This is a genomic window from Ramlibacter sp. GS1-15 (assembly GCF_057785015.1).
The window spans coordinates 2,058,571-2,084,802 of the sequence record NZ_JBYNTU010000001.1; the positions used below are offsets into that span (position 1 = coordinate 2,058,571).

General features: G+C 64.8%; 23 protein-coding genes. 12 read left to right on the forward strand and 11 right to left on the reverse strand.

Going from position 1 to position 26,232, the window contains the following annotated elements; genetic code table 11:
- Nucleotides 1–8: 8 nt before the first annotated feature.
- On the reverse strand, nt 9–1,112 hold the full coding sequence (locus tag AC3EF3_RS10370) for a PQQ-dependent sugar dehydrogenase (RefSeq protein WP_488532076.1): 1,104 nt from the start codon (nt 1,110–1,112) through the stop codon (nt 9–11).
- An 89-nt stretch (nt 1,113–1,201) separates the two neighbouring features.
- Between AC3EF3_RS10370 and AC3EF3_RS10375 the strand changes: the two genes are divergently transcribed.
- Nucleotides 1,202–1,762 (forward strand): C40 family peptidase, encoded by a 561-nt coding sequence (locus AC3EF3_RS10375; protein ID WP_488532077.1) that lies wholly within the window; start codon nt 1,202–1,204, stop codon nt 1,760–1,762.
- A gap of 3 nt (nt 1,763–1,765) precedes the next feature.
- Here the strand turns inward: AC3EF3_RS10375 and lpdA are convergent, their stop codons facing one another.
- Genes lpdA through aceE form a run of 4 tightly spaced genes read right to left on the reverse strand, consistent with a single transcriptional unit; the run spans nt 1,766 to nt 8,548 of the window.
- Entirely contained in the window at nt 1,766–3,535 is a 1,770-nt protein-coding gene (gene lpdA / locus AC3EF3_RS10380) for a dihydrolipoyl dehydrogenase (RefSeq protein WP_488532078.1), read from the reverse strand.
- Nucleotides 3,532–4,125, reverse strand: a complete 594-nt coding sequence (locus AC3EF3_RS10385) for an MFS transporter (RefSeq protein WP_488532079.1) — start codon at nt 4,123–4,125, stop codon at nt 3,532–3,534. Before AC3EF3_RS10385 ends, lpdA begins: the two co-directional genes overlap by 4 nt.
- 47 nt (nt 4,126–4,172) lie before the next feature.
- Nucleotides 4,173–5,816 carry a dihydrolipoyllysine-residue acetyltransferase gene (gene aceF, locus AC3EF3_RS10390; protein WP_488532080.1) on the reverse strand — a complete coding sequence of 548 codons (1,644 nt, stop codon included), beginning with the start codon at nt 5,814–5,816 and terminating at the stop codon, nt 4,173–4,175.
- Nucleotides 5,817–5,842: 26 nt separating this feature from the next.
- Entirely contained in the window at nt 5,843–8,548 is a 2,706-nt protein-coding gene (gene aceE / locus AC3EF3_RS10395; protein ID WP_488532081.1) for a pyruvate dehydrogenase (acetyl-transferring), homodimeric type, read from the reverse strand.
- Nucleotides 8,549–8,746: 198 nt separating this feature from the next.
- Here aceE and AC3EF3_RS10400 point away from each other — a divergent pair, with 198 nt between their 5' ends.
- Genes AC3EF3_RS10400 through AC3EF3_RS10420 form a run of 5 tightly spaced genes read left to right on the forward strand, consistent with a single transcriptional unit; the run spans nt 8,747 to nt 15,493 of the window.
- Nucleotides 8,747–11,275, forward strand: a complete 2,529-nt coding sequence (locus AC3EF3_RS10400; RefSeq protein ID WP_488532082.1) for a PAS domain S-box protein — start codon at nt 8,747–8,749, stop codon at nt 11,273–11,275.
- A complete protein-coding gene (locus tag AC3EF3_RS10405; RefSeq protein ID WP_488532083.1) occupies nt 11,272–11,901 on the forward strand; it encodes a response regulator transcription factor in 630 nt (209 codons plus the stop codon). Before AC3EF3_RS10400 ends, AC3EF3_RS10405 begins: the two co-directional genes overlap by 4 nt.
- Before the next feature lie 2 nt (nt 11,902–11,903).
- The gene (folD, locus tag AC3EF3_RS10410) at nt 11,904–12,755 is read left to right on the forward strand and encodes a bifunctional methylenetetrahydrofolate dehydrogenase/methenyltetrahydrofolate cyclohydrolase FolD (protein ID WP_488532084.1); all 852 of its coding nucleotides are present in this window, start codon (nt 11,904–11,906) and stop codon (nt 12,753–12,755) included.
- Nucleotides 12,756–12,777: 22 nt separating this feature from the next.
- Nucleotides 12,778–14,799: a M3 family metallopeptidase gene (locus tag AC3EF3_RS10415; protein ID WP_488532085.1), complete on the forward strand. Its 2,022-nt coding sequence runs from the start codon at nt 12,778–12,780 to the stop codon at nt 14,797–14,799.
- A 34-nt stretch (nt 14,800–14,833) separates the two neighbouring features.
- On the forward strand, nt 14,834–15,493 hold the full coding sequence (locus AC3EF3_RS10420; RefSeq protein ID WP_488532086.1) for a glutaredoxin family protein: 660 nt from the start codon (nt 14,834–14,836) through the stop codon (nt 15,491–15,493).
- Nucleotides 15,494–15,496: 3 nt separating this feature from the next.
- Here the strand turns inward: AC3EF3_RS10420 and rpiA are convergent, their stop codons facing one another.
- On the reverse strand, nt 15,497–16,168 hold the full coding sequence (gene rpiA / locus AC3EF3_RS10425) for a ribose-5-phosphate isomerase RpiA (RefSeq protein ID WP_488532087.1): 672 nt from the start codon (nt 16,166–16,168) through the stop codon (nt 15,497–15,499).
- A gap of 14 nt (nt 16,169–16,182) precedes the next feature.
- On the opposite strand from rpiA, the gene AC3EF3_RS10430 reads away from it, so the two are divergent.
- Nucleotides 16,183–17,229 carry a quinone-dependent dihydroorotate dehydrogenase gene (locus tag AC3EF3_RS10430; RefSeq protein ID WP_488532088.1) on the forward strand — a complete coding sequence of 349 codons (1,047 nt, stop codon included), beginning with the start codon at nt 16,183–16,185 and terminating at the stop codon, nt 17,227–17,229.
- On the opposite strand, the gene AC3EF3_RS10435 is transcribed toward AC3EF3_RS10430, so the two are convergent.
- On the reverse strand, nt 17,207–18,331 hold the full coding sequence (locus tag AC3EF3_RS10435) for an NAD(P)/FAD-dependent oxidoreductase (RefSeq protein ID WP_488532089.1): 1,125 nt from the start codon (nt 18,329–18,331) through the stop codon (nt 17,207–17,209). The two genes, AC3EF3_RS10430 and AC3EF3_RS10435, sit on opposite strands and share 23 nt — an antisense overlap.
- Nucleotides 18,332–19,180, reverse strand: coding sequence for an N-formylglutamate amidohydrolase (locus AC3EF3_RS10440; protein WP_488532090.1), 849 nt, complete (start codon nt 19,178–19,180; stop codon nt 18,332–18,334).
- A 262-nt stretch (nt 19,181–19,442) separates the two neighbouring features.
- On the opposite strand from AC3EF3_RS10440, the gene AC3EF3_RS10445 reads away from it, so the two are divergent.
- The 5 genes from AC3EF3_RS10445 (at nt 19,443) to AC3EF3_RS10465 (ending at nt 23,578) form a co-directional block, all read left to right on the forward strand.
- Complete coding sequence (locus AC3EF3_RS10445) at nt 19,443–20,702, forward strand: tyrosine-type recombinase/integrase (RefSeq protein ID WP_488532091.1); 1,260 nt, start codon at nt 19,443–19,445, stop codon at nt 20,700–20,702.
- A 196-nt stretch (nt 20,703–20,898) separates the two neighbouring features.
- Nucleotides 20,899–21,117 carry a hypothetical protein gene (locus tag AC3EF3_RS10450; RefSeq protein ID WP_488532092.1) on the forward strand — a complete coding sequence of 73 codons (219 nt, stop codon included), beginning with the start codon at nt 20,899–20,901 and terminating at the stop codon, nt 21,115–21,117.
- A 117-nt stretch (nt 21,118–21,234) separates the two neighbouring features.
- Nucleotides 21,235–21,780, forward strand: a complete 546-nt coding sequence (locus AC3EF3_RS10455; RefSeq protein ID WP_488532093.1) for a hypothetical protein — start codon at nt 21,235–21,237, stop codon at nt 21,778–21,780.
- Nucleotides 21,767–22,486 (forward strand): terminase small subunit, encoded by a 720-nt coding sequence (locus AC3EF3_RS10460; protein WP_488532094.1) that lies wholly within the window; start codon nt 21,767–21,769, stop codon nt 22,484–22,486. Before AC3EF3_RS10455 ends, AC3EF3_RS10460 begins: the two co-directional genes overlap by 14 nt.
- A gap of 3 nt (nt 22,487–22,489) precedes the next feature.
- A complete protein-coding gene (locus tag AC3EF3_RS10465) occupies nt 22,490–23,578 on the forward strand; it encodes a ParB/RepB/Spo0J family partition protein (RefSeq protein WP_488532095.1) in 1,089 nt (362 codons plus the stop codon).
- A gap of 604 nt (nt 23,579–24,182) precedes the next feature.
- On the opposite strand, the gene AC3EF3_RS10470 is transcribed toward AC3EF3_RS10465, so the two are convergent.
- From AC3EF3_RS10470 to AC3EF3_RS10480, 3 genes are all read right to left on the reverse strand, one after another.
- The gene (locus tag AC3EF3_RS10470) at nt 24,183–24,497 is read right to left on the reverse strand and encodes a hypothetical protein (RefSeq protein WP_488532096.1); all 315 of its coding nucleotides are present in this window, start codon (nt 24,495–24,497) and stop codon (nt 24,183–24,185) included.
- A 3-nt stretch (nt 24,498–24,500) separates the two neighbouring features.
- Complete coding sequence (locus tag AC3EF3_RS10475) at nt 24,501–25,847, reverse strand: RHS repeat-associated core domain-containing protein (protein WP_488532097.1); 1,347 nt, start codon at nt 25,845–25,847, stop codon at nt 24,501–24,503.
- 68 nt (nt 25,848–25,915) lie between these two features.
- The gene (locus AC3EF3_RS10480; protein WP_488532098.1) at nt 25,916–26,227 is read right to left on the reverse strand and encodes a hypothetical protein; all 312 of its coding nucleotides are present in this window, start codon (nt 26,225–26,227) and stop codon (nt 25,916–25,918) included.
- Nucleotides 26,228–26,232 lie beyond the last annotated feature (5 nt).

Below are 26,232 nucleotides of genomic sequence, written 5' to 3' on the forward strand. Positions count from 1 at the left end.
CACCAGCCTCAGGGAACGACGCGAACCAGCTTGCCGTTCGACTCGTCGGTGAGCAGGTAAAGGAAGCCGTCCGGCCCCTGCCGCACGTCGCGCACGCGCTCGCCCATGTCGAGCGCGCGCGACTCGCGCGTCACCTTGCCCTCGGCGATCTCCAGACGGCTGAGGTAGTTGAACTTCAGCGAGCCGACGAACAGGTTGCCCTTCATCGCCGCGCCGTAGCGGTCGCTCGTCACGAAGGCCATGCCCGAGGGCGCGATCGAAGGCGTCCAGTGATGCAGCGGCTGCTCCATGCCTTCCTTCTGCTTCAGGCCTTCGCCGACGGGCCCGCCGCCGTATTCCTCGCCGTAGGTGATCACGGGCCAGCCGTAATTGCGTCCCGCTTGCGGCACGTTGACTTCGTCGCCGCCTTGCGGGCCGTGCTCGTTTTCCCACAGCGTGCCGTCCGGCGCCAGCGCCAGGCCCTGCGGGTTGCGATGGCCATACGACCAGATCTCCGGCAACGCGCCGGCCTTGCCGGCGAACGGATTGCCGGGCGCGGGTGCACCATCTTTCGTCAGGCGCACGATCTTGCCGAGGTGGTTGTCCAGTTGCTGCGCCTGGTTGCGCCGCCAGAAACGTTCGCCCAGCGTGAGGAACAGGTTGCCGTCGCGCGCCTCGACGATGCGGCAGCCGAAGTGCAACTGGCTTGCGACTTTCGGCTTCTGGCGAAAGATCACCTTCAGGTCTTCGAGCCGCTTCGCGTCTTCGGACAACCTGGCCTTCGCCAGCGCCGTGCCGTTGCCGCCCTGGCCGGCCTCGGCAAAGCAGAAGTAGATGGTGCGGTTGCCGGCGAATCCGGAATCGGTGACGACATCGAACAGGCCCGCCTGTCCACCCGTGACGACCTCGGGCACGCCTGCGATCGGCTCGCCGACCTTGCCGCCGGCATCGATCACACGCATGCGCCCGACGCGCTCGGTCACGAGGAAGTTGCCGCCCGGCAAGAAGGCCACGGCCCAGGGGTGGTTCAGGCCCGCCGCCACCTGTTGCGCGTGCAAGGCCTGGGCAGCGACGGAAGCGGCGCTTGCCAGTCCCAAGGCGAACACGGCGAGCCGCAGCCCAACGAAGCCCATGCCTGATTGGATCTTCACTAGTGGAATCATTGGCTTACAAGCGACACTTCACTTGACTCCTAAGCTCGAGCCCGACTATTCTCCGCCCCATGTTCAAATGGCTCGGCTGCGCTCTCCTGGTCGCCTGCACGGCGGCCTGTGCGGCGCCGCCCCCGGCGCCGCCCGAGGACGACATGAGCCGCTTGATCTCGGACAAGGGCCTGCTCGGACACATCGAGCAGGTGCGCGTTTCGGTCGCGGACCGCACGTCTGAGCTCGTGATGACTGCCATGGGCTTTCTCGGGGTGCCGTACCGCCGCGGCGGCAACGACGCTGACACGGGTTTCGACTGTAGCGGGTTCGTCCGCTCCATGTACGAGCGCACCATCGGCCTGGTGCTGCCGCGCCTGGCCAAGGACCAGGCGGCCGCGACCCTGCCCATCGACAAGCAGGAGCTGCAGCCCGGCGATCTCGTGTTCTTCAACACGATGAGGCGCGCGTTCAGCCATGTGGGCATCTATGTCGGCGACGGCAAGTTCATCCACTCGCCCAAGCCCGGCGCGCAGGTGCGCGTCGAGGACATGCAGAAGAGCTATTGGGCTCGCCGCTTCGACGGTGCACGGCGCGTGGTCACGTCGCAGCCCGTCGCGGCAGAGCTGCAGCAGCAATAAGCGCTATTTCCGCTGCGGCGGCACGTCGGTGCACGTGCCGTGCGCGATCTCCGCGGCCATGCCGATGCTTTCGCCCAGCGTCGGGTGCGGATGGATCGTCTTGCCGATGTCGACCTCGTCGGCCCCCATCTCCACCGCCAGCGCGATCTCGCCGATCATGTCGCCCGCGTGCGTGCCGACGATGCCGCCGCCGAGGATGCGGTGCGTCTGCGCGTCGAACAGCAGCTTGGTGAAGCCTTCGTCGCGCGCGTTCGCGATGGCACGGCCCGAAGCGGTCCACGGGAAGTGGCCCTTCTTGATCGCGATGTTCTGCGCCTTGGCCTGGTCTTCGGTCAGGCCCACCCACGCGATCTCGGGATCGGTGAAGGCGACGCTCGGGATCACGCGGGCATCGAACGTGGACTTCTCGCCGAATGCCGCTTCCGCCGCGACATGCGCCTCGTGCACCGCCTTGTGCGCCAGCATGGGCTGGCCGACGATGTCGCCGATCGCGAAGATGTGCGGCACGTTCGTGCGCATCTGGATGTCCACCGGGATGAAGCCGCGATCCGTGACGTTCACGCCGGCGTTCTCGGCGCCGATCTTCCTGCCGTTCGGGCTGCGGCCCACGGCCTGCAGCACGAGGTCGTAGACCTGCGGCTCTTTCGGGGCCTGTTCGCCCTCGAACTTGACGAGGATGCCGTCCTTCGTCGCTTCGGCGCCGACGGTCTTCGTCTTGAGCATGACGTTGTCGAAGCGCGGCGTGTTCATCTTCTGCCACACGCGCACGAGGTCGCGGTCCGCGCCCTGCATGAGCCCGTCGAGCATCTCGACGACATCGAGCCGCGCGCCAAGCGTCGAATACACGGTGCCCATTTCCAGGCCGATGATGCCGCCGCCGAGGATCAGCATGCGCTTGGGAACCTTCTTGAGGTCCAGCGCGCCGGTGGAATCGACGATGCGCTCGTCCTTCGGCATGAAAGGCAGTTGCACCGACTGCGAGCCGGCGGCAATGATGCAGTTGCGGAAGGAGATCACCTGCTTCTTGCCGGTGGTGTCCTTGCCGTCGCCGCTCGTCTCCTCGACTTCGATGCGATGCGGATCGAGGAACTTGCCGACGCCGCGCACCGTGGTGACCTTGCGCATCTTCGCCATCGCGCTCAGGCCGCCGGTCAACTTGCCCACGACCTTGTTCTTGTGCGCGCGCAGCTTGTCGAGGTCGACCTGGGGCTTGCCGAACGAAACGCCGAGCGATTCGAAGTGGCTCACTTCGTCCATCACCGCCGCCACGTGCAGCAGCGCCTTCGAGGGGATGCACCCGACGTTCAGGCACACGCCGCCCAGGGTCGCGTAGCGCTCGACGAGGACGGTCTTCATGCCGAGGTCGGCGGAACGGAAGGCGGCGGAGTAGCCGCCGGGGCCGGCGCCCAGGACCAGCACGTCGCAGTCGTATTCGCCGGACGGCGCGGAAACGACGGGCGCGGGAGCCGGCGCGGCTTTCGGTGCCGGCGCGACAGCTGCCGCAGCCGGCGCTGCAGGCGCGGAAGCCGCGGCCCCGGCGCTTTCGAGAACCGCGAGGACCGATCCCTCGCTCACCTTGTCCCCGAGCTTGACCTTCAGGTCCTTCACGACCCCGGCGACGGTCGAGGGAATCTCCATCGATGCCTTGTCGCTTTCCACCGTGACCAGCGACTGGTCCACCTTCACGGTGTCGCCCGGCTTGACCAGCAACTCGATGACCGCGACATCCTTGAAATCGCCGATGTCCGGCACCTTCGCTTCGACCAGGCTCATTTGTTGGTTTCCCTCATCTTGACCGTGAAGACATCGGCCGGGCCGGCCGAATTGCGGTCGAACTCGCAGCCGGCGGCAATCCCTGCTTCCGCCACTTCGCGCGCCGTCTTCGCCTTGCCGTAGGCGGCGTGCATCGCGCCGAGCGCAAAGCTGCGCCCGGAACCGATGCCCCAGAACTCCTTGAACTCGAACACTTCGCGGTAGCTGTACAGGCCGTAGATGCCGGTGCAGTTGGCGATGACGACGCTGAACTGGCTGGACTCGTACGGGTCGCTGTCCTCTTCCTTCGTCTGCAGGAAGAAGTTGTCCTTCAGGTACGGATGCAGCTTGGTGAACGTGTCGAACACGTCGTCCTTGTTCCCGAGCTTGAGGATCTCGCGCGGCATCGACCCGATCGCCTTGCGCAGCACCGGGAAGTGCGCGACGGTGCCGGCCATGCCCAGGTAGGTCGGGCCGCAATCCGTGTCGACCTTGAAGATCTTGGTGTTGTCCTCGAAGCGGTTCGCCAGACGCGTGTCGCCGAAAGTGACGAGCGTGTCGGCTGCGATCGCGATCTGCCCGGCTTTTCTCACCACCACAACGGTTGTCATTCTTCTTGTGTCTCCGGTTCGCCGCGCGTGGGAACGCGGCGCGTTCCTCAGAGCATCGTGCGGCGGAAATCCGCCAATATAGCGCCCAGGTAACTGTTGAACCGCGCAGCGGCCGCGCCGTCGATGACGCGGTGATCCCACGCGAGCGACAGCGGAAGGATGAGTCGCGGCACGAACTGCTTGCCATCCCACACGGGCCGCATCTGGCTCTTGGAGACGCCGAGGATCGCGACCTCGGGCGCGTTGATGATCGGCGTGAAGTACGTCCCGCCGATGCCGCCCAAGGATGAGATCGTGAAGGTCGCCCCCTGCATGTCGGACGGGCTGAGCTTGCCGTCGCGTGCCTTCTTCGCGAGTTCGCCCATCTCCTGGCTGATGGCGAGGATGCCCTTCTTGTCGGCGTCCTTGAGCACCGGGACGACGAGGCCGTTGGGCGTGTCGGCCGCGAAGCCGATGTTCCAGTAGTTCTTGAGGACCAGCTGGTCGCCGTCGAGCGACGAATTGAAATCGGGGAACTTCTTCAGCGCCGCCACGCAGGCCTTGATCAGGAAGCCGAGCATCGTGATCTTGATGCCGGACTTCTCGTTCTCCTTGTTCAACTGGACGCGGAACGCCTCGAGGTCGGTGATGTCGGCGTCGTCATGGTTCGTGACGTGCGGGATCATCACCCAGTTGCGATGGATGTTCGCGCCCGAGATCTTCTTGATGCGCAGCAGGTCGCGGCGCTCGATCGGCCCGAACTTCGCGAAATCGACCTTCGGCCACGGCAGCAGGCCGAGCGCCTCGCCACCGGCAGCGCCGCCCTTTCCCGCGGCGGCTTTGGGCGTGACCTCGCCCTTCATCACGGCCTTGGTGAAATTCTGGACGTCTTCCTGCGTGATGCGGCCCTTGGGTCCCGTGCCCTTCACTTCCTCCAGCGGCACCCCGAGTTCGCGCGCGAACTTGCGCACGGACGGCGAGGCGTGCGGCAGGCTGCCGGTCGGCGCAGTGGGTTCGTGAGGGGGCAATGCGGCGGTGGGCAGCGTGCGCTCCGTATGCGTTGATCCGGGCGCGGAGCCCTCCCCCCTGGCGGGGGAGGGTTGGGGTGGGGGGGGGCCCATTGCCACCGCAGGTGAGGTCGTCGCGCTGCCTTCGAGCAGCGCGATGACATCCCCCTGGTTCACCTTGTCGCCGACCTTGACCTTCAGTTCCTTCAGAACGCCCGCGGCGGACGAAGGAATCTCCATCGACGCCTTGTCGCTTTCCACGGTGATCAGCGACTGCTCGTTCTTCACCGTGTCGCCAGGCTTCACGAGCACTTCGATCACCGCGACATCCTTGAAGTCGCCGATGTCCGGCACCTTGATCTCGATACGACCAGTGGCGGCAGGAGCAGGTGCAGGGGCCGCCGCTTGCGGTGCCGGTGCCGGTGCCAGCGCTTTCGCTGCGGGCGCGGGAGCCGGCGCAGCCGCCCCTTCGCTCTCCAGTGTCAGCAGCACGCTGCCTTGGGAAACCTTGTCCCCCAGCTTGATCTTCATCTCCTTCACCACGCCGCCGGCAGTGGAAGGAATCTCCATCGATGCCTTGTCGCTTTCCACCGTGACGAGCGATTGCTCGGGCTTGACGGTGTCCCCGGGCTTGACGAGCAGTTCGATGACGGCCACGTCCTTGAAGTCCCCGATGTCGGGGACTTTCACCTCAACCAGTGCCATGTTGTTGTTCTCCGGTCAGTGGGCCGTCAAGCGTACAGCGGATTGATCTTGTCCGTCTTCACGCCGTACTTCTTGATGGCTTCGACGACCTTGGCTGCGGGCACGGTGCCCTCTTCGCTCAGCGCCTTGAGCGCGGCAACGACGATGTAGTGGCGGTTCACCTCGAAGTGCTCGCGCAGCTTGGTGCGGAAGTCGCTGCGACCGAAGCCGTCCGTGCCCAGCACCTTGTAGCTGCGGCCCTTCGGGATGAAGGCGCGGATCTGCTCGGCGAAGGCCTTGATGTAGTCGGTCGACGCAACGACCGGGCCGGTGTGCTTCTCCAGCTGCTGCGCGACGAACGGCACGCGCGCCTTCTCGCCCGGGTGCAACATGTTCCAACGCTCGGCATCGAGCCCGTCGCGCGCGAGTTCGTTGAAGCTCGGGCAGCTCCACACGTTGGCAGCGACGCCCCAGTCCTTCTCGAGCAGCACCTGCGCAGCCAGCGATTCGCGCAGGATCGAGCCGCTGCCGAGCAGCTGGACGCGCGGTGTGAGCTTCGGCCCCTCCTTGCACAGGTACATGCCCTTGATGATCTGCTCCTCGGTGCCGGGGATCAGGCCCGGCATCGGGTAGTTCTCGTTCAGCAGCGTGAGGTAGTAGAAGACGTTGTCCTGCTTCTCGACCATGCGGTACAGGCCGCGCTGCATGATCACCGCGACCTCGTGGGCAAAGGTTGGGTCGTAGCTCACGCAATTGGGGATCGTGCCCGCGAGGATCTGGCTGTGGCCGTCCTCGTGCTGCAGGCCTTCGCCGTTCAGCGTCGTGCGGCCCGAGGTGCCGCCCAGCAGGAAGCCGCGCGCCTGCATGTCGCCCGCGGCCCAGCACAGGTCGCCCACGCGCTGCAGGCCGAACATCGAGTAGTAGATGTAGAACGGGATCATGATGCGGTTGCTCGTCGAGTACGACGTGGCCGCGGCGATCCAGCTCGACATGCCGCCCGCTTCGTTGATGCCTTCCTGCAGGATCTGGCCCGACACATCTTCCTTGTAGTAGGAGACCTGGTCGCGGTCCTGCGGCGTGTACTTCTGGCCTTCGGGGTTGTAGATGCCGATCTGGCGGAACAGGCCCTCCATGCCGAAGGTGCGCGCCTCGTCGACGAGGATGGGCACCACGCGCGGGCCGACTTCCTTGTCGCGCAGCAGTTGCGTGAGGAAGCGCACGTAAGCCTGCGTCGTCGAGATCTCGCGGCCTTCCGCGGTCGGGTCGGTGACGGCCTTGAAGGCGTCGAGGCCCGGCACCTTCAGCTGCTCGTCGGCCTTCGTGCGGCGATGCGGCAGGTACCCGCCCAGCGCCTGGCGCCGCTCGTGCAGGTACTTCATTTCCGGCGTGTGCTCTTCCGGCTTGTAGTACGGCAACTCCGCCAGCTTCTCGTCCGGGATCGGGATGTTGAAGCGGTCCCGGAAGGTGCGGATGTCGTCGTCGGTCAGCTTCTTGGCCTGGTGGGCGATGTTCCTGCCCTCGCCCGCCTTGCCCATGCCGAAGCCCTTCACGGTCTTCACCAGCAGCACCGTCGGCTGCCCCTTGGTGTTCACCGCCTTGTAATAGGCCGCGTAGACCTTCTGCGGGTCGTGGCCGCCGCGCTGCAGGCGCCAGATGTCCTCGTCGCCCATCTTCGCGACCATCTCCAGCAACTTCGGGTGGCGGCCGAAGAAATGCTGGCGGACGTAGGCGCCGTCGTTGGCCTTCATGGCCTGGTAGTCGCCGTCGACGACGTCCATCATCACCTTGCGCAGGATCCCTTCCTTGTCGCGCGCGAGCAGCGGGTCCCAGTAGCTGCCCCAGATCAGCTTGATGACGTTCCAGCCGGCGCCGCGGAATTCGCCTTCGAGCTCCTGGATGATCTTGCCGTTGCCGCGCACCGGGCCGTCCAGGCGCTGCAGGTTGCAGTTGATGACGAAGATCAGGTTGTCCAGCTTCTCGCGGGCAGCGACACCGATCGCGCCGAGCGATTCCACTTCGTCCATCTCGCCGTCGCCGCAGAACACCCACACTTTGCGGTTCTCGGTGTTGGCGATGCCGCGCGCGTGCAGGTACTTCAGGAACCGCGCCTGGTAGATGCCCATCAGCGGGCCCAGGCCCATCGACACGGTCGGAAACTGCCAGAACTCGGGCATGAGCTTCGGGTGCGGGTAGCTCGGCAGGCCCTTGCCGTCCACTTCCTGGCGGAAGTTGAGCAGCTGTTCTTCCGTGAGGCGGCCTTCGAGGAAGGCACGGGCGTAGATGCCGGGCGCGCTGTGGCCCTGGAAGTAGATGCAGTCGCCGCCGTGGTTCTCGCTCTCGGCGTGCCAGAAATGGTTGAAGCCCGAGCCCAGCATGGTGGCCAGGGACGCGAACGAGCTGATGTGGCCGCCGAGGTCGCCGCCGTCCTCGGGATGCAGGCGGTTGGAGCGGACCACCATCGCCATCGCGTTCCAGCGCATGTAGGCGCGCAGGCGCTCCTCGATCTCGAGGTTGCCCGGGCAGCGCTCCTCGTCCTGCGGCTCGATCGTGTTGACGTAACCCGTGGTCGCGGAGAACGGCATGTCGATGCCGTGCTGGCGCGCCTCTTCCAGCAATTGCTCGATCAGGAAGTGCCCTCGCTCGCGGCCTTCGGCCTGGATGACGGCCGAGAGCGCATCGAGCCACTCCCGTGTTTCCTGTGAATCCTCGTCGTTGGCGGCGGGACCGAAGACGTTCTCGGGCTGGGCTGACATGGGCTTGTCTCCTTGTCTGATTCGTGCAATTTAGTACGCGGGCGCTGTCCCGTCGCGACGCGAGTGTCGCACAGATGTCGGGACATTTCAAATCATGCGTGCGCGTTTCACGATGTGAACTGGCATCGATGCAGGTCCGCCGCAGCATCATCCGCGCGTTAGGAGCAGGAAGGGCCGAGCGCCTACACTCGGAGCTGCATGCAAGACCCCGTTACCGTCGCCGAGCCGCCCGAGGCGGCAGCGCCAAAGTGGTGGCGCCACTGGTGGCGGCGCCAGACCCCCGCGCGCCAGGACCGCTTCGCGATGCTCGCGCCCGTTGCGGCCGTGCTCCTGTTCCTCGCGGCCATCATCGTCGCCTTCTGGTACCTGCGGCTCGAGGAAGTGGACCGCGAACAGGAAGCCGTCAAGCGCGATGTCGAATACGCGCAGCAAGGCGTGCGCCTGCGACTGCTCGAGCGGCAGGAGCAGCTGATGCGCCTCGCGCGCGACATCTCCAACAAGGAGGTCGACCCCGAGGAATTCATGAGCCGCGCCGAATCGCTGGTGGTGCAGCACCCCGAGCTGCAGGCGGTCACCTGGATCGACGACCGGCGCCGCATCATCGCCAGCTACGCCGCGCCCAGCGTCTCGCAGGCGCAGTTGCGAATCGCCGGCGATGTGCTCAAGGCCGGCGAAACCGAGAGCATGTACGGCCTCGCGCGTGACCTGCAGCAGCCGGTGTATTCGCAACCGGCCGTCGGCAACGACAGCTACGGGATGCTGCAGCTCCATATCCCACTTTCGGGCAAGGCGCGATTTACCGGCGTGATCCTGGCCGAATACTCGATCGACGGGTTGCTGCGCCATGGCGCGCCGACCGAGATTTCCGCCAAGTACGCCGTCGCCCTGCTCGATGGCAAAGGCCGCCTGATTGCCGGAACCTCCGTGCCGCCGCGCCATCCCGCCACGCAATGGTTGCCCTGGGCGCCGCACAACATCGAATACGAGGTGCCGGTCTCGCCGGTGGGCAATGGCCTGGTCATCCGGGCCCAGGCCTATCGCGCGTCGCTGGGCGTGATCGGCAGTGGGCTCTTCTGGCTGGTGGGCGTGCTCTCGGCGATGACTGCCTGGATGCTGATCGCGAACTGGCGCCACACGCGCCGGCGCATGCAGGCGCAGCAGGCGCTGATCGCGGAAACCAACTTCCGCCGCGCGATGGAGAACTCGATGCTCACGGGCATGCGGGCGCTCGACATGCAAGGCCGCATCACCTACGTCAACGCCGCGTTCTGCCAGATGACAGGCTGGAGCGAAGGCGAGCTCGTCGGCCGCACGCCGCCCTTCCCGTACTGGCCCGAAGAGGACCGTGAGTTGCTGGCCGCCCGGCTGGACGACGAGATCCACGGCCGCGCCGGCCCGGGGGGCATCCAGGTGCGCGTGAAGCGCAAGGAAGGCAGCCTCTTCGACGCGCGCCTGTACGTCTCGCCGCTGGTGGACGCCAAGGGCCACCAGAGCGGCTGGATGACGTCGATGACCGACATCACCGAGCCGAACCGCATCCGCGAACAGCTGTCGGCGTCGTACGAGCGGTTCACCACGGTGCTGGAAGCGCTCGACGCCTCGGTCTCGGTCGCGCCGCTGGGCAGCGAGGAGCTGCTGTTCGCGAACAAGCTGTACCGGCAGTGGTTCGGCACGCATACGGGCGGCCACCTGCAGATGGTCGCCCAGGCCGGCGTGCCCGAGCATCCGCGCGGCGAAGCGCAGGACGAGGTCGATTCCTTCGTCGGCCTGCCCACGGGCGCGCTGACGACCGCGCGCTCCGAGAATGCCGAGATCTTCGTGAGCGAACTGGGCAAGTGGATCGAGGTCCGTTCGCGCTACCTGAACTGGGTGGACGGGCGCCTCGCGCAGATGGTGATCGCCACCGACATCACGCCGCGCCGCCACGCCGAGGAACAGGCCGCGGCGCAGGCCGAGCGCGCGCAGGCCTCGAGCCGCCTGATCACGATGGGCGAGATGGCCTCGAGCGTCGCGCACGAGTTGAACCAGCCGCTCACGGCGATCAACAACTACTGCAATGGCCTCGTCTCGCGCATCAAGGGCGGGCAGATCAACCAGGACGACCTGCTGGCCGCACTGGAGAAGACGGCCCGCCAGGCGCAGCGCGCGGGCCAGATCATCCAGCGCATCCGCTCGTTCGTGAAACGCAGCGAGCCGAACCGCTCCATCTCCGACGTCGCACAGATGGTCAGCGAAGCGGTGGAACTCGCGGAGATCGAGCTGCGCCGCCGCAACGTGCGCCTGTCGCACTACGTCGCCGCGCGCCTGCCGCAGCTGATGGTGGACCCGATCCTGATCGAGCAGGTGCTGGTGAACCTGATGAAGAACGCCGCGGAATCGATCGACAACGCCAAGCGCCCGGTGTCGCGCCGCAGCGTGGAAGTTCGCGTGATCCCCAGGCAGGTCGACGACCAGCCGGTGGTCGAGTTCTCGGTGGTCGATTCGGGCCAGGGCCTCGCGCCCGAGGTCATGGACCGCCTGTACGAAGCCTTCTTCTCCACCAAGGCCGAGGGCATGGGCATCGGCCTGAACCTGTGCCGCACCATCGTGGAGTCGCACCAGGGCAGGATGCAGGCGGAGAACATCTACAATGGCACCGAAGTCGCCGGGTGCCGTTTCTCCTTCTGGATTCCTGTGTCCGGCGCTACAAATACGATAGCCAAGAAGGACGCCGGGGTGACGGTATGAGCTTGATTCCCAAGAAGGGCACGGTGTACGTGGTCGACGACGACGAGGCCGTCCGCGACTCGCTGCAGTGGCTGCTGGAGGGCAAGGACTACCGCGTTCGCTGCTTCGACTCCGCCGAATCCTTCCTCGCCCGCTACGACCCGCGCGAGGTCGCGTGCCTGATCGTCGATATCCGCATGGGCGGCATGACGGGCCTGGAGCTGCAGGACCGCCTGATCGAGCGCAAGTCGCCGCTGCCCATCGTCTTCATCACCGGCCATGGCGACGTGCCGATGGCCGTGAACACGATGAAGAAGGGCGCCATGGATTTCATCCAGAAGCCCTTCAAGGAAGAAGAGCTGGTGAGCCTGGTCGAGCGCATGCTCGAACACGCGCGGGGCGCTTTCGCCGAATACCAGAGCGCCGCCAGCCGCGACGCGCTGCTGTCCAAGCTCACGAGCCGTGAAGCGCAGGTGCTCGAGCGCATCGTCGCGGGCCGGCTGAACAAGCAGATCGCCGACGACCTGGGCATCAGCATCAAGACGGTGGAGGCGCACCGCGCCAACATCATGGAAAAGCTCAACGCGAACACCGTGGCCGACCTGCTGAAGATCGCGCTCGGGCAGAACGCGCCCAAGACCTCCTGACGATGACGGCGCAACTCATAGACGGCAACGCGCTTGCCAGGAAGATCCGCGCCGAGGTCGCCGGCCGCACGCAGGCCCTGAAGGCCCGGGGCGTGCAGCCGCACCTCTCGATCATCCTGGTCGGGGAGGACCCGGCGAGCCAGGTCTACACGAAGCACAAGGTCAACGACAGTACCGACACGGGCCTGTCGGCGACGCTGGAGCGTTATCCCGCCACGATGACGGAAGCGGCCCTGCTCGCGCGCATCCACGCGCTCAACGAGGACCCGAAGGTGCACGGCATCCTGGTGCAGCTGCCGATCCCCAAGCACATGGACGCCCAGAAGGTCATCGAAGCCATCTCGCCCGCCAAGGATGTCGACGGCTTCCACGTCGCGAGCGCCGGCGCACTGATGGTCGGCCGGCCCGGTTTCCGCCCGTGCACGCCTTACGGCTGCATGAAGATGCTCGAATCGATCGGCTATGACCTCAAGGGCAGGAACGCCGTCGTGATCGGGCGCAGCAATATCGTCGGCAAGCCCATCGCGCTGATGCTGCTGGCGCAGGACGCCACCGTCACGGTCTGCCACAGCCGCACGAAGGACCTGAAAGCCCACACGCTGATGGCCGACGTGATCGTCGCAGCCGTCGGCAAGCGCAACGTGCTCACGGCCGACATGGTCAGGCCCGGCGCGGTGGTGATCGACGTCGGCATGAACCGCAACGACGAAGGCAAGCTCTGCGGCGATGTCGATTTCGACGGCGTGAAGGAGGTCGCGGGGTGGATCACGCCCGTGCCGGGGGGCGTCGGCCCCATGACGCGCGCCATGCTGCTCGTCAACACCATCGAAGCCGCAGAGCGCACGCTGGCTTGATGCCTGGGCGAGAATTTCGCCCATGACCAATCCCCTCCTCGATTTCAACGACCTCCCGCACTGGGACCAGGTCCGTCCCGAGCACGTTTCCCCGGCCGTTGACGAGCTGCTGGCGCGGGCGGAGACCGCGCTCGAGACCGTCACGGCAACGGACTTCCCCAACTCCTGGAACGAGATCGCGCGCGTGCTCGACGTGGCCACGGAAAGGCTGGGCCGGGCCTGGGGCGTGGTGAGCCACCTGAATGCCGTTGCCGACACGCCCGAGCTGCGTGCCGCGTACAACGAGGCGCTGCCCAAGGTCACCGATTTCTGGACGCGACTGGGCTCGGACGAGCGTCTCTATGCGAAGTACAAGGCGATCGATGCACGCGCCCTGAACGCGGAGCAGCAGCAGGCCCTGAAGAACGCGATCCGCAACTTCGTGCTGGGTGGCGCGGAGCTGCAGGGGCAGGCCAAGGAACGCTTCGCCAGGATCCAGGAACGCCAGGCCGAGCTGCAGCAGAAGTTCAGCGAGAACGCCCTCGACGCGACCGACGCCTTCGCGTATTACGCGAGCGAGAAGGAATTGGCCGGCGTACCCGACGACGTGGTGCAGACCGCTCGCGCCGCGGCGCAGGCCGAGGGCAAGGAAGGTTGCAAGCTCACGCTGAAGATGCCCTGCTACTTCCCGGTCATGCAGTTCGCGCACGACCGCGCCTTGCGCGAGCGCATGTACCGCGCCTACGTCACGCGTGCCAGCGACCAGGGCGACCCCAGGTTCGACAACACGGCGCTGATCCGCGAGATCCTCGCGCTGCGCCAGGAGGAGGCGAAGCTCCTGGGCTACCGCAACTTCGGCGAGGTCTCGCTGGTGCCGAAGATGGCCGATTCGCCCGCGCAGGTGATCGCGTTCCTGCGTGACCTGGCCAAGCGTGCGCGTCCCTTCGGTGAAAAGGACATCGCCGACATGCGCTCGTTCGCCGCGCAGAAGCTGGGCCTGAACGACCCGCAAGCCTGGGACTGGACGTACATCGGCGAGAAGCTGAAGGAGGACCGTTACGCATTCAGCGAGCAGGAGGTGAAGCAGTACTTCACCGCGCCCAAGGTGCTGGCGGGCCTGTTCAAGATCATCGAGACGCTGTTCGAGGTGACGATCCGTCGCGACTCCGCGCCGGCCTGGGACCCGAACGTCGAGTTCTACCGGATCGAACGCGGCGGCGAGCTGGTCGGCCAGTTCTATCTCGACCCGGCTGCGCGCACCGGCAAGCGCGGTGGCGCGTGGATGGACGACGTGCGCGCACGCTGGCTGCGGCCCGACACCGGCAGGGTCCAGACACCCGTCGCGCACCTCGTGTGCAACTTCGCCGAAGGTGCGGGAGGCAGGCCTCCGCTGCTCACGCACGACGACGTGATCACGCTGTTCCACGAATCGGGCCACGGCCTGCACCACATGCTCACGCGCGTCAACGAACGCGACGTGTCCGGCATCAGCGGCGTCGAGTGGGATGCGGTGGAACTCCCCAGCCAGTTCATGGAGAACTTCTGCTGGGAGTGGAGCGTGCTGCGTCACATGACCGCGCACGTGGACACCGGGGAGCCGCTGCCGCGCGAGCTGTTCGACAAGATGCTCGCGGCCAAGAACTTCCAGAGCGGCCTGTCGACGCTGCGCCAGATCGAGTTCGCGCTGTTCGACATGCTGCTGCACACCGAGCACGATCCGCAGGGCGACTTCATGGAGCTCCTCGCGAAGGTTCGCGCGGAAGTCGCGGTGATCCAGCCGCCGCCTTTCAGCCGCACCGCGCACACATTCAGTCACATCTTCGCGGGCGGATACGCCGCCGGGTATTACAGCTACAAGTGGGCCGAGGTCCTGAGCGCCGATGCGTATGCGGCTTTCGAAGAGACCGCCGATGAAAATGGCTTGCCAAGTGTCGCGACCGGGAGAAAATACCGGCAGGCGATCCTCGAATCCGGCGGCAGCCGGCCCGCGATGGAATCGTTCAAGGCCTTCCGCGGACGCGAGCCCACACTGGACGCGCTCTTGCGACACCAGGGAATGGCCTGACACCGACACTGCAGAACTGGAGAGGACGACACCGATGTTGCTGGCCCGCCCATTCGCCGCCACTGGCGCCTTTGCCCTCGTGGCTGCGGCCGTTTTCGCCTCAGGCGATGCGAGCGCGCAACAGATTTACAAGACCGTCGGCCCGGACGGGCGCGTGACGTTTTCGGACAAGCCGCCGCTGGATGCGGGCACCAAGGCCAGCGCCGCGCAGGTGGCGCCGGTGTCGACGGGCGGCTCGGGGCTCGCGGGCCTGCCATTCGAACTGCGCCAGGCCGCCGCGCGTTATCCCGTGACGATCTACACGTCGCCCGGTTGCACCACGTGCGCCCAGGGTCGCAGCTTGCTGGTCACGCGCGGCATCCCGTTCTCGGAGAAGTCCGTGGCGAGCAAGGAAGACGGTGAGGCCCTGGTGCGTTTGACAGGCGCCCCCAACGTGCCGGTGCTCACGATCGGCGCGCAGCAACTCAAGGGATTTTCCGACGCCGAGTGGTCGCAGTTCCTCGATGCGGCGGGATATCCGAAGACGTCGCGGCTGCCCGCCTCCTACGTGCCCGCACCGGCTACGCCTCTGGTGGCGCTGGATCAGCCCGGTCCCGCTACCGCCGCGCCCGCGCAGCAGGCCCGCCAACCGGCAGCTCGCACCGCGCCGCCCGCCGAGGCCGCGGCCCAGAACCCCGCCGGCATCCAGTTCTAACGCTCAGAACGCCAGCGTCTTCACGCCGTCTGCCGTGCCGAGCAGGCAGACGGCGGCCTTCTGGTGCGCGAACACGCCCACCGTGACCACGCCCGGCCACTGGTTCACCTCGGATTCGAAAGCGAGCGGATCGCCGATCGCGAGGCCGCTCACGTCCAGGATCTGCTGGCCGTTGTCGGTGACGAGCGGCGCGCCGTCCTTCACGCGCAATCTGGCCGATCCGCCCATGGCCGCGAACTGGCGTGCGATGCGTTGCGCCGCCATCGGGATCACCTCGACCGGCACCGGGAAATTTCCCAGCACGTCGACCAGCTTGCTTTCGTCGGCGATGCACACGAAGCGCTTCGATTGCGCGGCGACGATCTTCTCGCGCGTGAGCGCAGCGCCGCCGCCCTTGATCATGTGACCGCGGTGGTCGATCTCGTCGGCGCCGTCGATGTAGACGGCCAGCTCACCGACCTCGTTCGCATCGAACACCGGCACACCGATCGCGCGCAGGCGCTCCGTGGATGCGACGGAACTGGACACGGCACCCTTGATGCGGTCCTTCATCGTGGCCAGCGCGTCGATGAACTTGTTGACCGTCGAGCCCGTGCCCACGCCGACGATCTCGCCGGGCACGACGTATTGCAAGGCGGCCTGGCCGACCAGCGCTTTGAGTTCGTCCTGTGTCATATGATCAATTATCCATGTCACTGCTCCCCTACTCGCTCGCCCGCCCCTTCCTCTTCGGCCTCGATCCCGAAACAGCCCACGAGCTCACGATGGAATCGCTGGCGCTCGTGCAGGCCACGCCGCTCAAGTGGGCGTACTGCAATTCGTTCGTCGACGATGCGGTGACGCTCGCGGGCATCACCTTCCCGAATCGCGTGGGGCTGGCCGCGGGCCTCGACAAGAACGCACGTTGCATCGACGGCCTGGGCGCCATGGGCTTCGGCTTCGTCGAGGTCGGCACCGTCACGCCCAGGCCGCAACCCGGCAACCCGAAGCCGCGCATGTTCCGCCTGCCGCAGGCGAATGCGCTGATCAACCGGCTCGGCTTCAACAACGACGGGCTCGATGCCTTCATCGCGAACGTCAAACGCTCCACGTTCCGCAGCAAGGGACGCATCCTGGGCCTCAATATCGGCAAGAACGCGGCCACGCCGATCGAGAACGCGACGAGCGACTACCTGACCGGCCTCGAAGGTGTCTATCCGCACGCCGACTACGTGACGGTGAACATCTCCAGCCCCAACACGGCGAACCTGCGGTCGCTTCAATCGGACGAGGCGCTCGATGGGCTGCTGGGTGCCATCGCGGCGAAGCGCGAGCAACTCGCGCAGCAGCACGGCCGGCGCGTGCCCATCTTCGTGAAGATCGCGCCTGATCTCGACGAGGCCCAGGTCGGCGTCATTGCCGCGACGCTGAAGCGCCACGGCATGGACGGCGTGATCGCGACCAACACGACGATCAGCCGCGAGGCCGTGAAGGGGCTGCCGCACGCGGAGGAAGCCGGTGGCCTGAGCGGCGCGCCGGTGCTGGAGGCCAGCAACCGCGTGATCCGCCTGCTGCGCGTGCAGCTTGGCGCGGGCTTTCCCATCATCGGGGTCGGCGGCGTGATGAGCGGCGCCGACGCGGTGTCCAAGCTGCAGGCCGGTGCGGACCTGGTGCAGATCTACACGGGTCTGATCTATCGCGGACCGGACCTCGTGAACGAGGCCGCGCGCGCTCTCAAGCGCGAACGCCGCCCGTGAGGCGAACGACTTCTTCCCCGATCGCGAGCGCGCTCGTCAGGCCCGGCGATTCGATCCCGAACAGGTTCACCAGCCCGCGCACGCCGTGCAGTGCAGGCCCGTCGATGCGAAAGTCCGGCGCGGCTTCCCCCGGTCCATAAATCTTCGGCCGCACGCCGCTGTAGCTGGGTTGCAGCGCGCCGTCGGGCAAGCCTGGCCAATACCGCCGCACCTCGGCATAGAAGCCGTCGGCGCGCCTGGGATCGACCGCATAGTCGAGGGCATCCGGATCACGCACATCCAGCCATTCGAGGTCCGGCCCGAACTTCGCCTGCCCGCCGAGATCGAGCGTGAGATGCACGCCCAGCCAGGCGTCGGCCGGTGCCGGATAGATCAGGCGCGTGAACGGCGCCTTGCCGGCAAGCGAGTAGTAATTGCCCTTGGCGAAATGCTCGCGCGGGACCGTCGCTGCATCGAGGCCTTCGAAGCGGCGCGCCAGTGCGCAGGCATGCAGTGACGCGGAATTCACGAGAATTGCGGTCTCGATCTCGGTGCCGTCGCGCATGCACACGACGTGCGGCTCACCGGCACGTCCGACCACGGCCGACTCGACAGCAGAGCCCAGTGCGACGAAGCCGCCGGCCTTCTCGAGATCTCCCTGCAGCGCGAGCATGAAGGAATGGCTGTCCACGATCCCGGTGGTCGGCGACGAAAGCGCCGCGACGCATCGCAGCGCCGGTTCCAGGGCCGTGGCCCGCGCTTCGTCGAGCCATTCGACCGGCACGCCGTTCGCCGCCGCGCGTGCCGCGAGTCCTTTCAGCGCACCGGCCTCGGTCTCGCTGCCCGCGACGACCAACTTGCCGCAATGCCGATGCGGCACGCCGTGGCTCGCGCAGAGCGCATACAGCAGTTCCTTGCCGCGCACGCACAGCCGCGCCTTGAGCGACCCGGGCGTGTAGTACAGGCCGGCGTGGATCACTTCGCTGTTGCGCGAGCTGACGCCCTGGCCTATGGCGGTCTGCGCCTCGCAGACGATCGTCTCGTGTCCGGCCTGCGCCAGCGCCCGCGCGGCCGCGAGCCCCACCGCGCCTGCACCGATGACGATGGCTTCGACGCGTTCCATCTACAGCCGGCGCGGATCCGTGGCCAGCAGCATTTGCGCGAGCGAGCGCAAGCTGGCTTTCAGCTGCACGTGGGCCGGCGTGAGTTCGAGCGTCGCCTCGTCCATGTACAGCTTGCGGTTGATCTCGATCTGGATGCTGTGGCGATCGTGCGCCGGATCGCCGTAGCGTCGCACCAGTTCCACCCCCTTGTACGGGTGGTTGTACGAAACCTTGTAGCCCAGGCTCTCGAGGTGCGCGCACACCTTGCGCGACAGGGCGGGCGAGGCGGTGGTCGCGTCGCGGTCGCCGATCACGAAGTCCGCGTGCGCGAGCCCGGGGAAATCCGTCGAATACTGCCCGGCGATGGCGGGCATCGAATGGCAGTTGATGTGGATGCTGTAACCGTGGCGGCGATGCGCGTCCTCGATCGCCTGGGCCACGGCCGCGTGATACGGCCGCCAGCATCGATCGATCCGCGAGCGCACTTCATCCACGGTGAGCGAGCGCGAATAGATCGGCACGCCGTCGTCGGTGCAGCGCCAGATCAGGCCTTTGCCCAGGCGGACCTTCGCGAGCACCTTCGGCTCGCTCGCGAGCTCACCGGGCCAGGGCGCGTCGAGCATCGCCTCGTCGATCTCCGTGATGTCGCGGTTCGCGTCGAGGTACGAGCGCGGGAACAATGCCTCGATCCAGGCGATGCCCACGGAGGGCGCGAAGTCATACAGTTTCTCGACGTGCGTGTCCTCGGCAGGCCGCAGCGCCTGCATGTCGCAGGCATGGCAGAAGTCTTCCGGGTAATCGACGCCGCTGTGCGGCGAGTCGAGCACGAGCGGCGTCGAGCCGGGCACGACGCGGATCATTCGGTCCATGCAGTGATTGTGGCCCAGCGCACATGGCAACGGGGCTCGGGAATCGCGTATGCGGAAACGACGAAGCCGGCGCGGGGCCGGCTTCTTTCGCTGTTGTCTGGTGGGTGATACATGGATCGAACATGTGACCCCTGCCGTGTGAAGGCAGGATTCTGAATTTTCACGAACTTTGGCGAACACAGTTCTCCTATAGAAATCCGAAATGTTGTCCGCACATGCTCGCGAAAGTACGGCAGAATCTTCCGTACTCTGTTCGTACATCATGGCTCACAAGATCGACACCGTCTCCTCCCGTTCGCGCTTGCCGATGAGGCGGGAGCCGTATTGGCATCGGCTAGCGAAAGGCACGTATGTCGGATATCGCAAGATGTCCGTCGACTCTCCCGGGACATGGATTGCCCGTCTACGGGACTCCGTGCGTGGTCAGCTCTTCAGTTCTTTGGGCACGCAGGAAGATTGGCCAGCACATGAGCGCTTTGATCGCGCGGTCGCTTCAGTGCATGCATGGGCGTCGTCACTCCAGGGGCTTTCGAACAAGTCCCTACGCATGACAGTTGCGGCTGCCTGTCACCAATATGAATTGCACATTGATTCGGAGAAAGGGCCCAAAGCGGCTGCCGACATCGCCGCCCGTTATCGCCGATGGGTAGTCGGCTCGCCGATCGCAGACATTGAGTTGGCAAAGTTGACTCGCGAGGACTGCCGTGAGTTTCGTCACCGTCTGGCCGCAACGCCCGTTCGCAAGAATTCTGAAGGTGAACAAATTGAGCGCTCGAGAGACACGGTCAACAGAGACATGGCTGCGCTGAAAGCGGCACTCAACTTTGCCCTTGCCGAAGGCCAAATAGGCAGCAATGCCGCTTGGCGAGAGACGCTCAAGCCGTTTCAGAATGCCGGCCGCCGGCGCGAGCTGTATTTGGACCGCATTCAGCGGCAGTTGCTTGTCTCGAACTCTCAACCTGATCTGGCCGCCTTCTTACGCGGGTTGGCCGCCCTCCCCCTCCGACCTGGCGCGCTTGCCGCCCTGGCTGTCGGCTCCTTCGACGCCAAATTGAACGTTCTCAAAATTGGAAAGGACAAACACGGCCAAGATCGCAAACTGAAGCTCGGAGATCGAGTAGCTCGCTTTTTCGCTGATGCCTGCGCGCAGCGCAGCCGCGAAGAGCCTCTGTTCGTTCGTGAGAACGGTAGGCCTTGGGACAAAGACTCCTGGAAGCAGCCCGTGAAGGATGCCGCGCGGCGCGCGGGTCTGCCTGAGGGAACCACGGCGTACACGCTAAGGCACTCGGTGATTACGGATCTAGTTCACCACGGACTCGATCTGCTCACCGTCGCTCAAATTTCTGGGACAAGTGTCGCAATGATCGAGGCGCACTACGGTCATCTTCGAAGCGAAATTGCCGCCGCAGCACTGGACCGAATCGCGCTTTTGAGTCGCATCAATGCTAATGATGAGGTGAACGTGGGCGGTGAGCAACATTTGCGGGCAGCAACCGCCGAACCTGCGCGCGTGACCGCATAATTGGACATCGCCCAGCGAACCGCAAGGAACAAGTGGCGGTTCTGGCTAGACCCTCGGGGGCTCTAGCTTAGTGTCGCAGCCCTGACGTAGACGTCGCTGCAGCAGCAGCTCTCCCGACCCCGCGGGAGGACGTCGAAACCTGGCGCTCAAGCCCCGGCCCGTTTTGGCCGGTTCTGATTGAGCCCAGGAGATTTCTATGCCCACAACCAGCGGCAGCGTTCCACCCATCGACGCCGCCTATTCCATCTCCCAATTTTGTAAGGCGCACCACATCAGCCGTACCCTGCTGTACGAGCTCGAAAAGGCAGGTCGCGGCCCGCGCCGGATGAAGCTCGGTAGACGAGTACTCATAAGCGCGGAAGCCGCCAGCGACTGGCGCTTAGCGATGGAGCGCGCCACCCGCAATCCCAAGTGATCGGTCAATACAGCGTTCGCTAGAGGGTTCGGTAGCTGGGGATGCTGCCGTTGACATGCCCTTGGACTGGGCCGACAGGAAGGCCTTTTGGCGACGCTTTGCCCTAAGGATTCAACCGTGCTTCGATTCAAGCCTCATCAACAGTTCGTCGCCTCACACGTGGCCGACATGCTTTCCATCGACTCTCGGCCACTGTTTTGGACCACCTTCAATTCTCACCTAGTCATCTCCACGCGTGAATGTCGAAGCCGGTACGAGCGGACCATGTTCCACGTCTTTCAGCGGATCTTCAAAGGCAGCACCTTTCGAGGTCGCCCAACCTCAGAGCTCATTGGGATCAGGGGGGTCTTTGAGCGCGGCCCCAATTCGCATCACCCGCACGCACATACCTTGGTCTGGGTGCATCCGCTTGCTGCCGCGAACTATGTTCGCGTGATTGCGGCCCGCTGGAGTTCGGTGAGCCCTGGCGGCACCGTTCACATCCGGCGCGTAGACAACCCAAGTGAGTCAGCACAGCGGCTGGCTTGGTACTTTTCCAAGGACCTCGATCGCGAAGAGTATCTCGAGAAGTTCTTCACCGAAAACGACCTCGGCCTTCCGATCCAAGGTGGGCGCTTGACGTATAGGCGGCAACGTCCGGGAGCAAACCATGCTGGCAAATGACGAAACGGTGACTGCGCACGAGGCCGAATTCGCGGCTGAATACCTCACCACGCTCAATGGCACCGAAGCGATGCTGAAGGTGCGACCCGGCATCACCCGGCAAAGCGCGGCGGTGCAGGCAAGCCGCTTGCTGCGCAGAAGGCGGGTCGTGATCCTGATCCGTCGGCTTCAGCACGATCGCGCGCAGCGGCTTCGAATTACTGCGGACGATGTCCTCGTGCGCCTATGGCGGATCGCTACGGCCGACGTGCGCGAGCTTGTCACGGTGCACATTCACGCGTGCGATTTCTGCTATTCGGGCGCTACGCCGGCACCCACACCGAACCCGGCGTGTCGCGAATGCTTTGGCGCCGGCAAGCCGGTTCCCGCGTTCTCGGATACCACAACGCTCTCCGCGGGTGCAGCAGCTCTCTTCGATGGTGTGCGGGTCACCCGGTGGGGGGCGGAAGTGCTGATCAAGGACCAACTCCGAGCCCTGGAACTCGTCGGACGCCATCTGGGGATGTGGGGGCCAGGTGAAGGTCCGGCGGCGCAACCGCCGGGGGTTCATGGGATGGCTGCCTTGATCGAGCAGCTTGCGACCTCTGGCGAGGGCCGCCTCCCAAGGGCAGGCAGTCTGGCGCCTGCAGAAGGCCGCGCGGGTAAGCGCAAGCAGTGGCGAGCCGCATCAGTGGAGGAGTCAATCGGAACTGATAAGAGGAGTTAAGTCGTGAGCGAATTCACACGTCATCGGATCTCGGAAGCCTTTGGTGACTGCACGGCGGAGGAGTTCCGGGAGCTTAAGAATCGAATTGAAGACCAGGGGATCATCGACGCTCCGGTTCTTTATGAGGGCCAGGTGCTGGACGGATGGCAGCGCGTGCGTGCAGCCCGCGAGTTGGGAATGGATATTCCGACGACCACATTCCACGGCACTTGGGACGAGGCAGTAGCTTTTGCGGTGGCAAAGCACACCAGGCGAAGCATGACGCCCGCTGCGCGCGCGGCAATCATTGTTCGCCTTTTGGGCGACCAACTCGCTCCGCCTCATCGTCCGCGTAAGGGTGTCTCGCAGACAGACTTACTTACGACGGCCAAGATTGCCGCAGTCGCAGGCGTGAGCACTTCAACAGTGAGCCGGATAAAGCGCGTGGAGCGAAACGCTTTACCGGAAGTCAAGCGAGCCATGGAAAACGCTTCCATCGACGTGGCCGCAGCGGATCGCATCGCCCGGCTTCCCGAAATGCAACAAGCCGCTGCGCTGCTCGCGAACTCAGGTCCGAAGGCCGGTCCTCGCCCGAAGGATGGTGAGCTTCACCGACCAGCACGGGCAAAAAGCCCACCCACGTCCGCCAATATGGAATTGGCTCAAACAGTTGCCGAGAACGAGGCGCTCAAGACGGAGAACTTCAAACTGCGGGATTCACTTGCGACGCTCCGGGAGGAGTGCGAGCGCTTGACGGACCGCCACACGGCCATGTGTTGCGGCGAAATCACTGCCGAGGACCGAGAAGAGGCTGCCGAATACCTTGCGGAGATCAGAAAGGAAATGCGTCAGATGGTCGAGCGGGTGACCTACGTGAACCGAGTCTCGAATTTTTATCAGGACGAAATCAATCGGCTGAGAAGCATTTGCAATGGGCAACGCAAGCTGCTTCGCAAGTTCTTCAAGCAGGGAGCAAATGTCCCGATTGAATTGGTGAATGACGACTGGACGTCCGAAGCGCTAAAGACGCCTTATGAGCCTCAGGATTTTGGGCACGGCATGGAACTCGCCGCAAAATCAGAAGTGCAAGTCCGTAGGAATCCCGTACTGTGACGCTAAGTTGTTGAAATATCTTGAAAGTCCCTGCCCTACTACGGCCGGTGCCTACATCCAATCTTCCTTCCGACCGCGGCCCGTCTATCGGGCCTCCTGAACCGCCCCCGAATCTCAAGGCCAAAAACACGGCAGAACGGACGGAGTACCACATGGCACGGCGCTCCGCCAGATGCTTGGCCGTTTCTGGAGTTGAGCCTTTGCCGCCCGCGTCGACGGCCACGCGAGGCAAACACCTTCTTGGCGAGATGGATACCCAGCGTCAGAATACCGATGAACCTTTCCTTTCGAACGACTTGATGAGAGATCGCACTTCACATCCTGGCACTCAGTTGCCGATGCCGAAAATTCGCGACTGGTTCCGGACGAGAAAGTCTCTTTACTTGTGGTGCACCTTGGGCGTGAGCATTGAGGAATTGATCGGCGAGTAGCCCTCAGCGGCTGCCCGCAAGCGCGGGCAGCCGCCCAAGACCCCGCAGCACCTGGAGAGAATCAGCGCGCTATCTGAGCCCAGGCAGCGCGCCGTGATGGAAGTGATCGAGGTGATGCTCGCGCAACAGCAGGGGCGCTGACAGCCAGGAGCACTACAGGCAGTCACATTGGCTTACTTGGCTCTAGCAAGCCAGAAGTTGGCACGCCGCCGGTTCCCAAGCTCTTCGTACAAGGAAGCCAGGTTTTCTGCCGTCCCTCGTTGGGGATTTCGACGCCACGACCGGAGATACCAATCTCGGGCGGCATCCACGTCCTTCTTTGTCCCTGACCCGAGCTCATACATCAGAGCGACGTTGTGCTGCGCGTGTGCATGTCCAAGCTTGGCCGCACGTAGGAATAACTGAAAGGCGTGACGGTTGTCGCCAGCTTCCATGAGCCGGTTCGCCTCGAAGAAAACCTCGTCCAAATCGAGAATATCTTTCATCATGATTCACCTTGCAGCAGCGGCGCCTGCCGCCATCGCGGGGATGCAAAGCTCAGGTTGCAACAAGCATACCGTTGCACACACAGCACCGACTCCGACCACGAAGATCGTCTCCTTACAGCTCTGATCACAAATGGTCGAGGAAGTAGCCTTCTTGTCCCCCGGGTAAGGCATCTCCGGCGGCCGCGGCTTGCGTATCCACTTTCCGGACTGGTGGTGTCTGCACTCAACAAAGCGAGGGTCGGACGGCGACAGCTCACGGCAGTGCTTGTATGGGTTGTCCGTGTTCTTGCCACCTACGCCGCCTGTAGCTCCTCTCTCCCCTCGTCCGGAGAGTCCTTCGGGATCAACTAGGCTCAGCGGATTGCCGTCGACATAGGCGAAGGTGTTGATCCCACCAGCGAGTCCGATGGGATCGCTTTGTTTGTAGCGACCAGTTCTCGCGTCGTATTCGCGGTTCGTGTTCTGGTTGAGCCCGGTCTCCTGATCAAACACCTGTCCTGGGAATCGCGGGTTGTACGCGAAGCTTCCAAGGCTGTTCGGGTTCTGATCGGGCGCCGTTGCGCCGAAGGCCTCCGCCGTATCCCACCTCCACACGATCTGGTGATCCTGCTGGGTGATGATGCGCGGCGTGTCGATCTGGTCGGCATACACGTTGTAGATCGCGACGGCGATGTTGCCGTTTTGGGCCGTGCCGATTTGCTTGATCGCCCCGACGGGCGTGCTGCCCAGGTAGATCGTCTCGTACACCGGGCTGCCGGTCGCGTCGTACTCGCCCAGCAGCTGCCCTTGCTCGTCGTACACGTAATAGCTCGCTCCGGCGGTGCTGGTCTTGCTCGCGCGCTGCTCCAGCCCGTTGTAGGCGAAGCTGACGCTGCCGCTGGGCGTGGTCGCACTCGTCATGCGCCCGCGGTCGCTGTAGCCGTAAGTGTTGGCACCGTCGCCCGTCACGTTGCCCGCGCTGTCGTAGGCGACGCTGGCCGTTCCGGTCACATCTTGCACCTGCGTGAGCTTGTTGCTCGCGGGATCGACGGTATTGGTGTAGGTCGTGCCGCCCACGATCTTGCTCGTGCGGTTGCCCGTGGCATCGTAGCTGTAAGCATAGCTGGTGCTGCTCAGCGTGTGGCTGGTCAGGCGATCCAGGCTGTCGTAGGCGAAGCCCTGATCCAGCGCGGCTTGGCTCACGGCGTTGTTGGTGTGCGTGTAGCCGGTGATGCGCCCCGCCGCATCGCGCGCGAGCGCTCTGAGCACCCCTGCGGCCGTGCCCGCCCCATTCGGGTCGCCCAGCGTGTAGCTTGAGACGTGCCCGTAGCTGTCGTAGCCGATCGTGCCTTGCTTGCCGTCGCTCCACACTCAGCGGCTAACCCGCCGTGGGCGGGTTGGGGTTGGTCTTCTCTTCAGAGATGGATCAATGCTGCTAGCTACGCAACAAGATCGCGCAGTGCAGCAGCCAGCTCTGGAAACAGGTTCCAAGCACCAAGCACGTCAGAGCCGTCTTGCATCGAGGCAACTCCAAATTCGTCCTCGACGTCATCGAAGACGACCACCTTGGCTCCTAAGCGAGCCACAACAAATACACCCTCCGTCTTTTCTGCACGAGGGCGGCGGCACGCAACAAGGTATGGCTTTACCGCCACCTGATCAAACGTTCGCCTGCTGTCCGAATCCAGCTCTTCCCTTGCGTGCTGCAAGACTTTGTTCAACTCAGACTCGGTGATTGCTTTCCAATCCATGCGCA

What these genes read in the sequence shown, in the direction of transcription:
- AC3EF3_RS10370 (WP_488532076.1), bottom strand. Translation starts at nt 1,112, where the DNA reads ATGGGCTTCGTTGGGCTGCGGCTCGCCGTGTTCGCCTTGGGACTGGCA.
- AC3EF3_RS10375 (WP_488532077.1), top strand. Translation starts at nt 1,202, where the DNA reads ATGTTCAAATGGCTCGGCTGCGCTCTCCTGGTCGCCTGCACGGCGGCC.
- lpdA (WP_488532078.1), bottom strand. Translation starts at nt 3,535, where the DNA reads ATGAGCCTGGTCGAAGCGAAGGTGCCGGACATCGGCGATTTCAAGGAT.
- AC3EF3_RS10385 (WP_488532079.1), bottom strand. Translation starts at nt 4,125, where the DNA reads ATGACAACCGTTGTGGTGGTGAGAAAAGCCGGGCAGATCGCGATCGCA.
- aceF (WP_488532080.1), bottom strand. Translation starts at nt 5,816, where the DNA reads ATGGCACTGGTTGAGGTGAAAGTCCCCGACATCGGGGACTTCAAGGAC.
- aceE (WP_488532081.1), bottom strand. Translation starts at nt 8,548, where the DNA reads ATGTCAGCCCAGCCCGAGAACGTCTTCGGTCCCGCCGCCAACGACGAG.
- AC3EF3_RS10400 (WP_488532082.1), top strand. Translation starts at nt 8,747, where the DNA reads ATGCAAGACCCCGTTACCGTCGCCGAGCCGCCCGAGGCGGCAGCGCCA.
- AC3EF3_RS10405 (WP_488532083.1), top strand. Translation starts at nt 11,272, where the DNA reads ATGAGCTTGATTCCCAAGAAGGGCACGGTGTACGTGGTCGACGACGAC.
- folD (WP_488532084.1), top strand. Translation starts at nt 11,904, where the DNA reads ATGACGGCGCAACTCATAGACGGCAACGCGCTTGCCAGGAAGATCCGC.
- AC3EF3_RS10415 (WP_488532085.1), top strand. Translation starts at nt 12,778, where the DNA reads ATGACCAATCCCCTCCTCGATTTCAACGACCTCCCGCACTGGGACCAG.
- AC3EF3_RS10420 (WP_488532086.1), top strand. Translation starts at nt 14,834, where the DNA reads ATGTTGCTGGCCCGCCCATTCGCCGCCACTGGCGCCTTTGCCCTCGTG.
- rpiA (WP_488532087.1), bottom strand. Translation starts at nt 16,168, where the DNA reads ATGACACAGGACGAACTCAAAGCGCTGGTCGGCCAGGCCGCCTTGCAA.
- AC3EF3_RS10430 (WP_488532088.1), top strand. Translation starts at nt 16,183, where the DNA reads ATGTCACTGCTCCCCTACTCGCTCGCCCGCCCCTTCCTCTTCGGCCTC.
- AC3EF3_RS10435 (WP_488532089.1), bottom strand. Translation starts at nt 18,331, where the DNA reads ATGGAACGCGTCGAAGCCATCGTCATCGGTGCAGGCGCGGTGGGGCTC.
- AC3EF3_RS10440 (WP_488532090.1), bottom strand. Translation starts at nt 19,180, where the DNA reads ATGGACCGAATGATCCGCGTCGTGCCCGGCTCGACGCCGCTCGTGCTC.
- AC3EF3_RS10445 (WP_488532091.1), top strand. Translation starts at nt 19,443, where the DNA reads ATGGCTCACAAGATCGACACCGTCTCCTCCCGTTCGCGCTTGCCGATG.
- AC3EF3_RS10450 (WP_488532092.1), top strand. Translation starts at nt 20,899, where the DNA reads ATGCCCACAACCAGCGGCAGCGTTCCACCCATCGACGCCGCCTATTCC.
- AC3EF3_RS10460 (WP_488532094.1), top strand. Translation starts at nt 21,767, where the DNA reads ATGCTGGCAAATGACGAAACGGTGACTGCGCACGAGGCCGAATTCGCG.
- AC3EF3_RS10470 (WP_488532096.1), bottom strand. Translation starts at nt 24,497, where the DNA reads ATGATGAAAGATATTCTCGATTTGGACGAGGTTTTCTTCGAGGCGAAC.
- AC3EF3_RS10480 (WP_488532098.1), bottom strand. Translation starts at nt 26,227, where the DNA reads ATGGATTGGAAAGCAATCACCGAGTCTGAGTTGAACAAAGTCTTGCAG.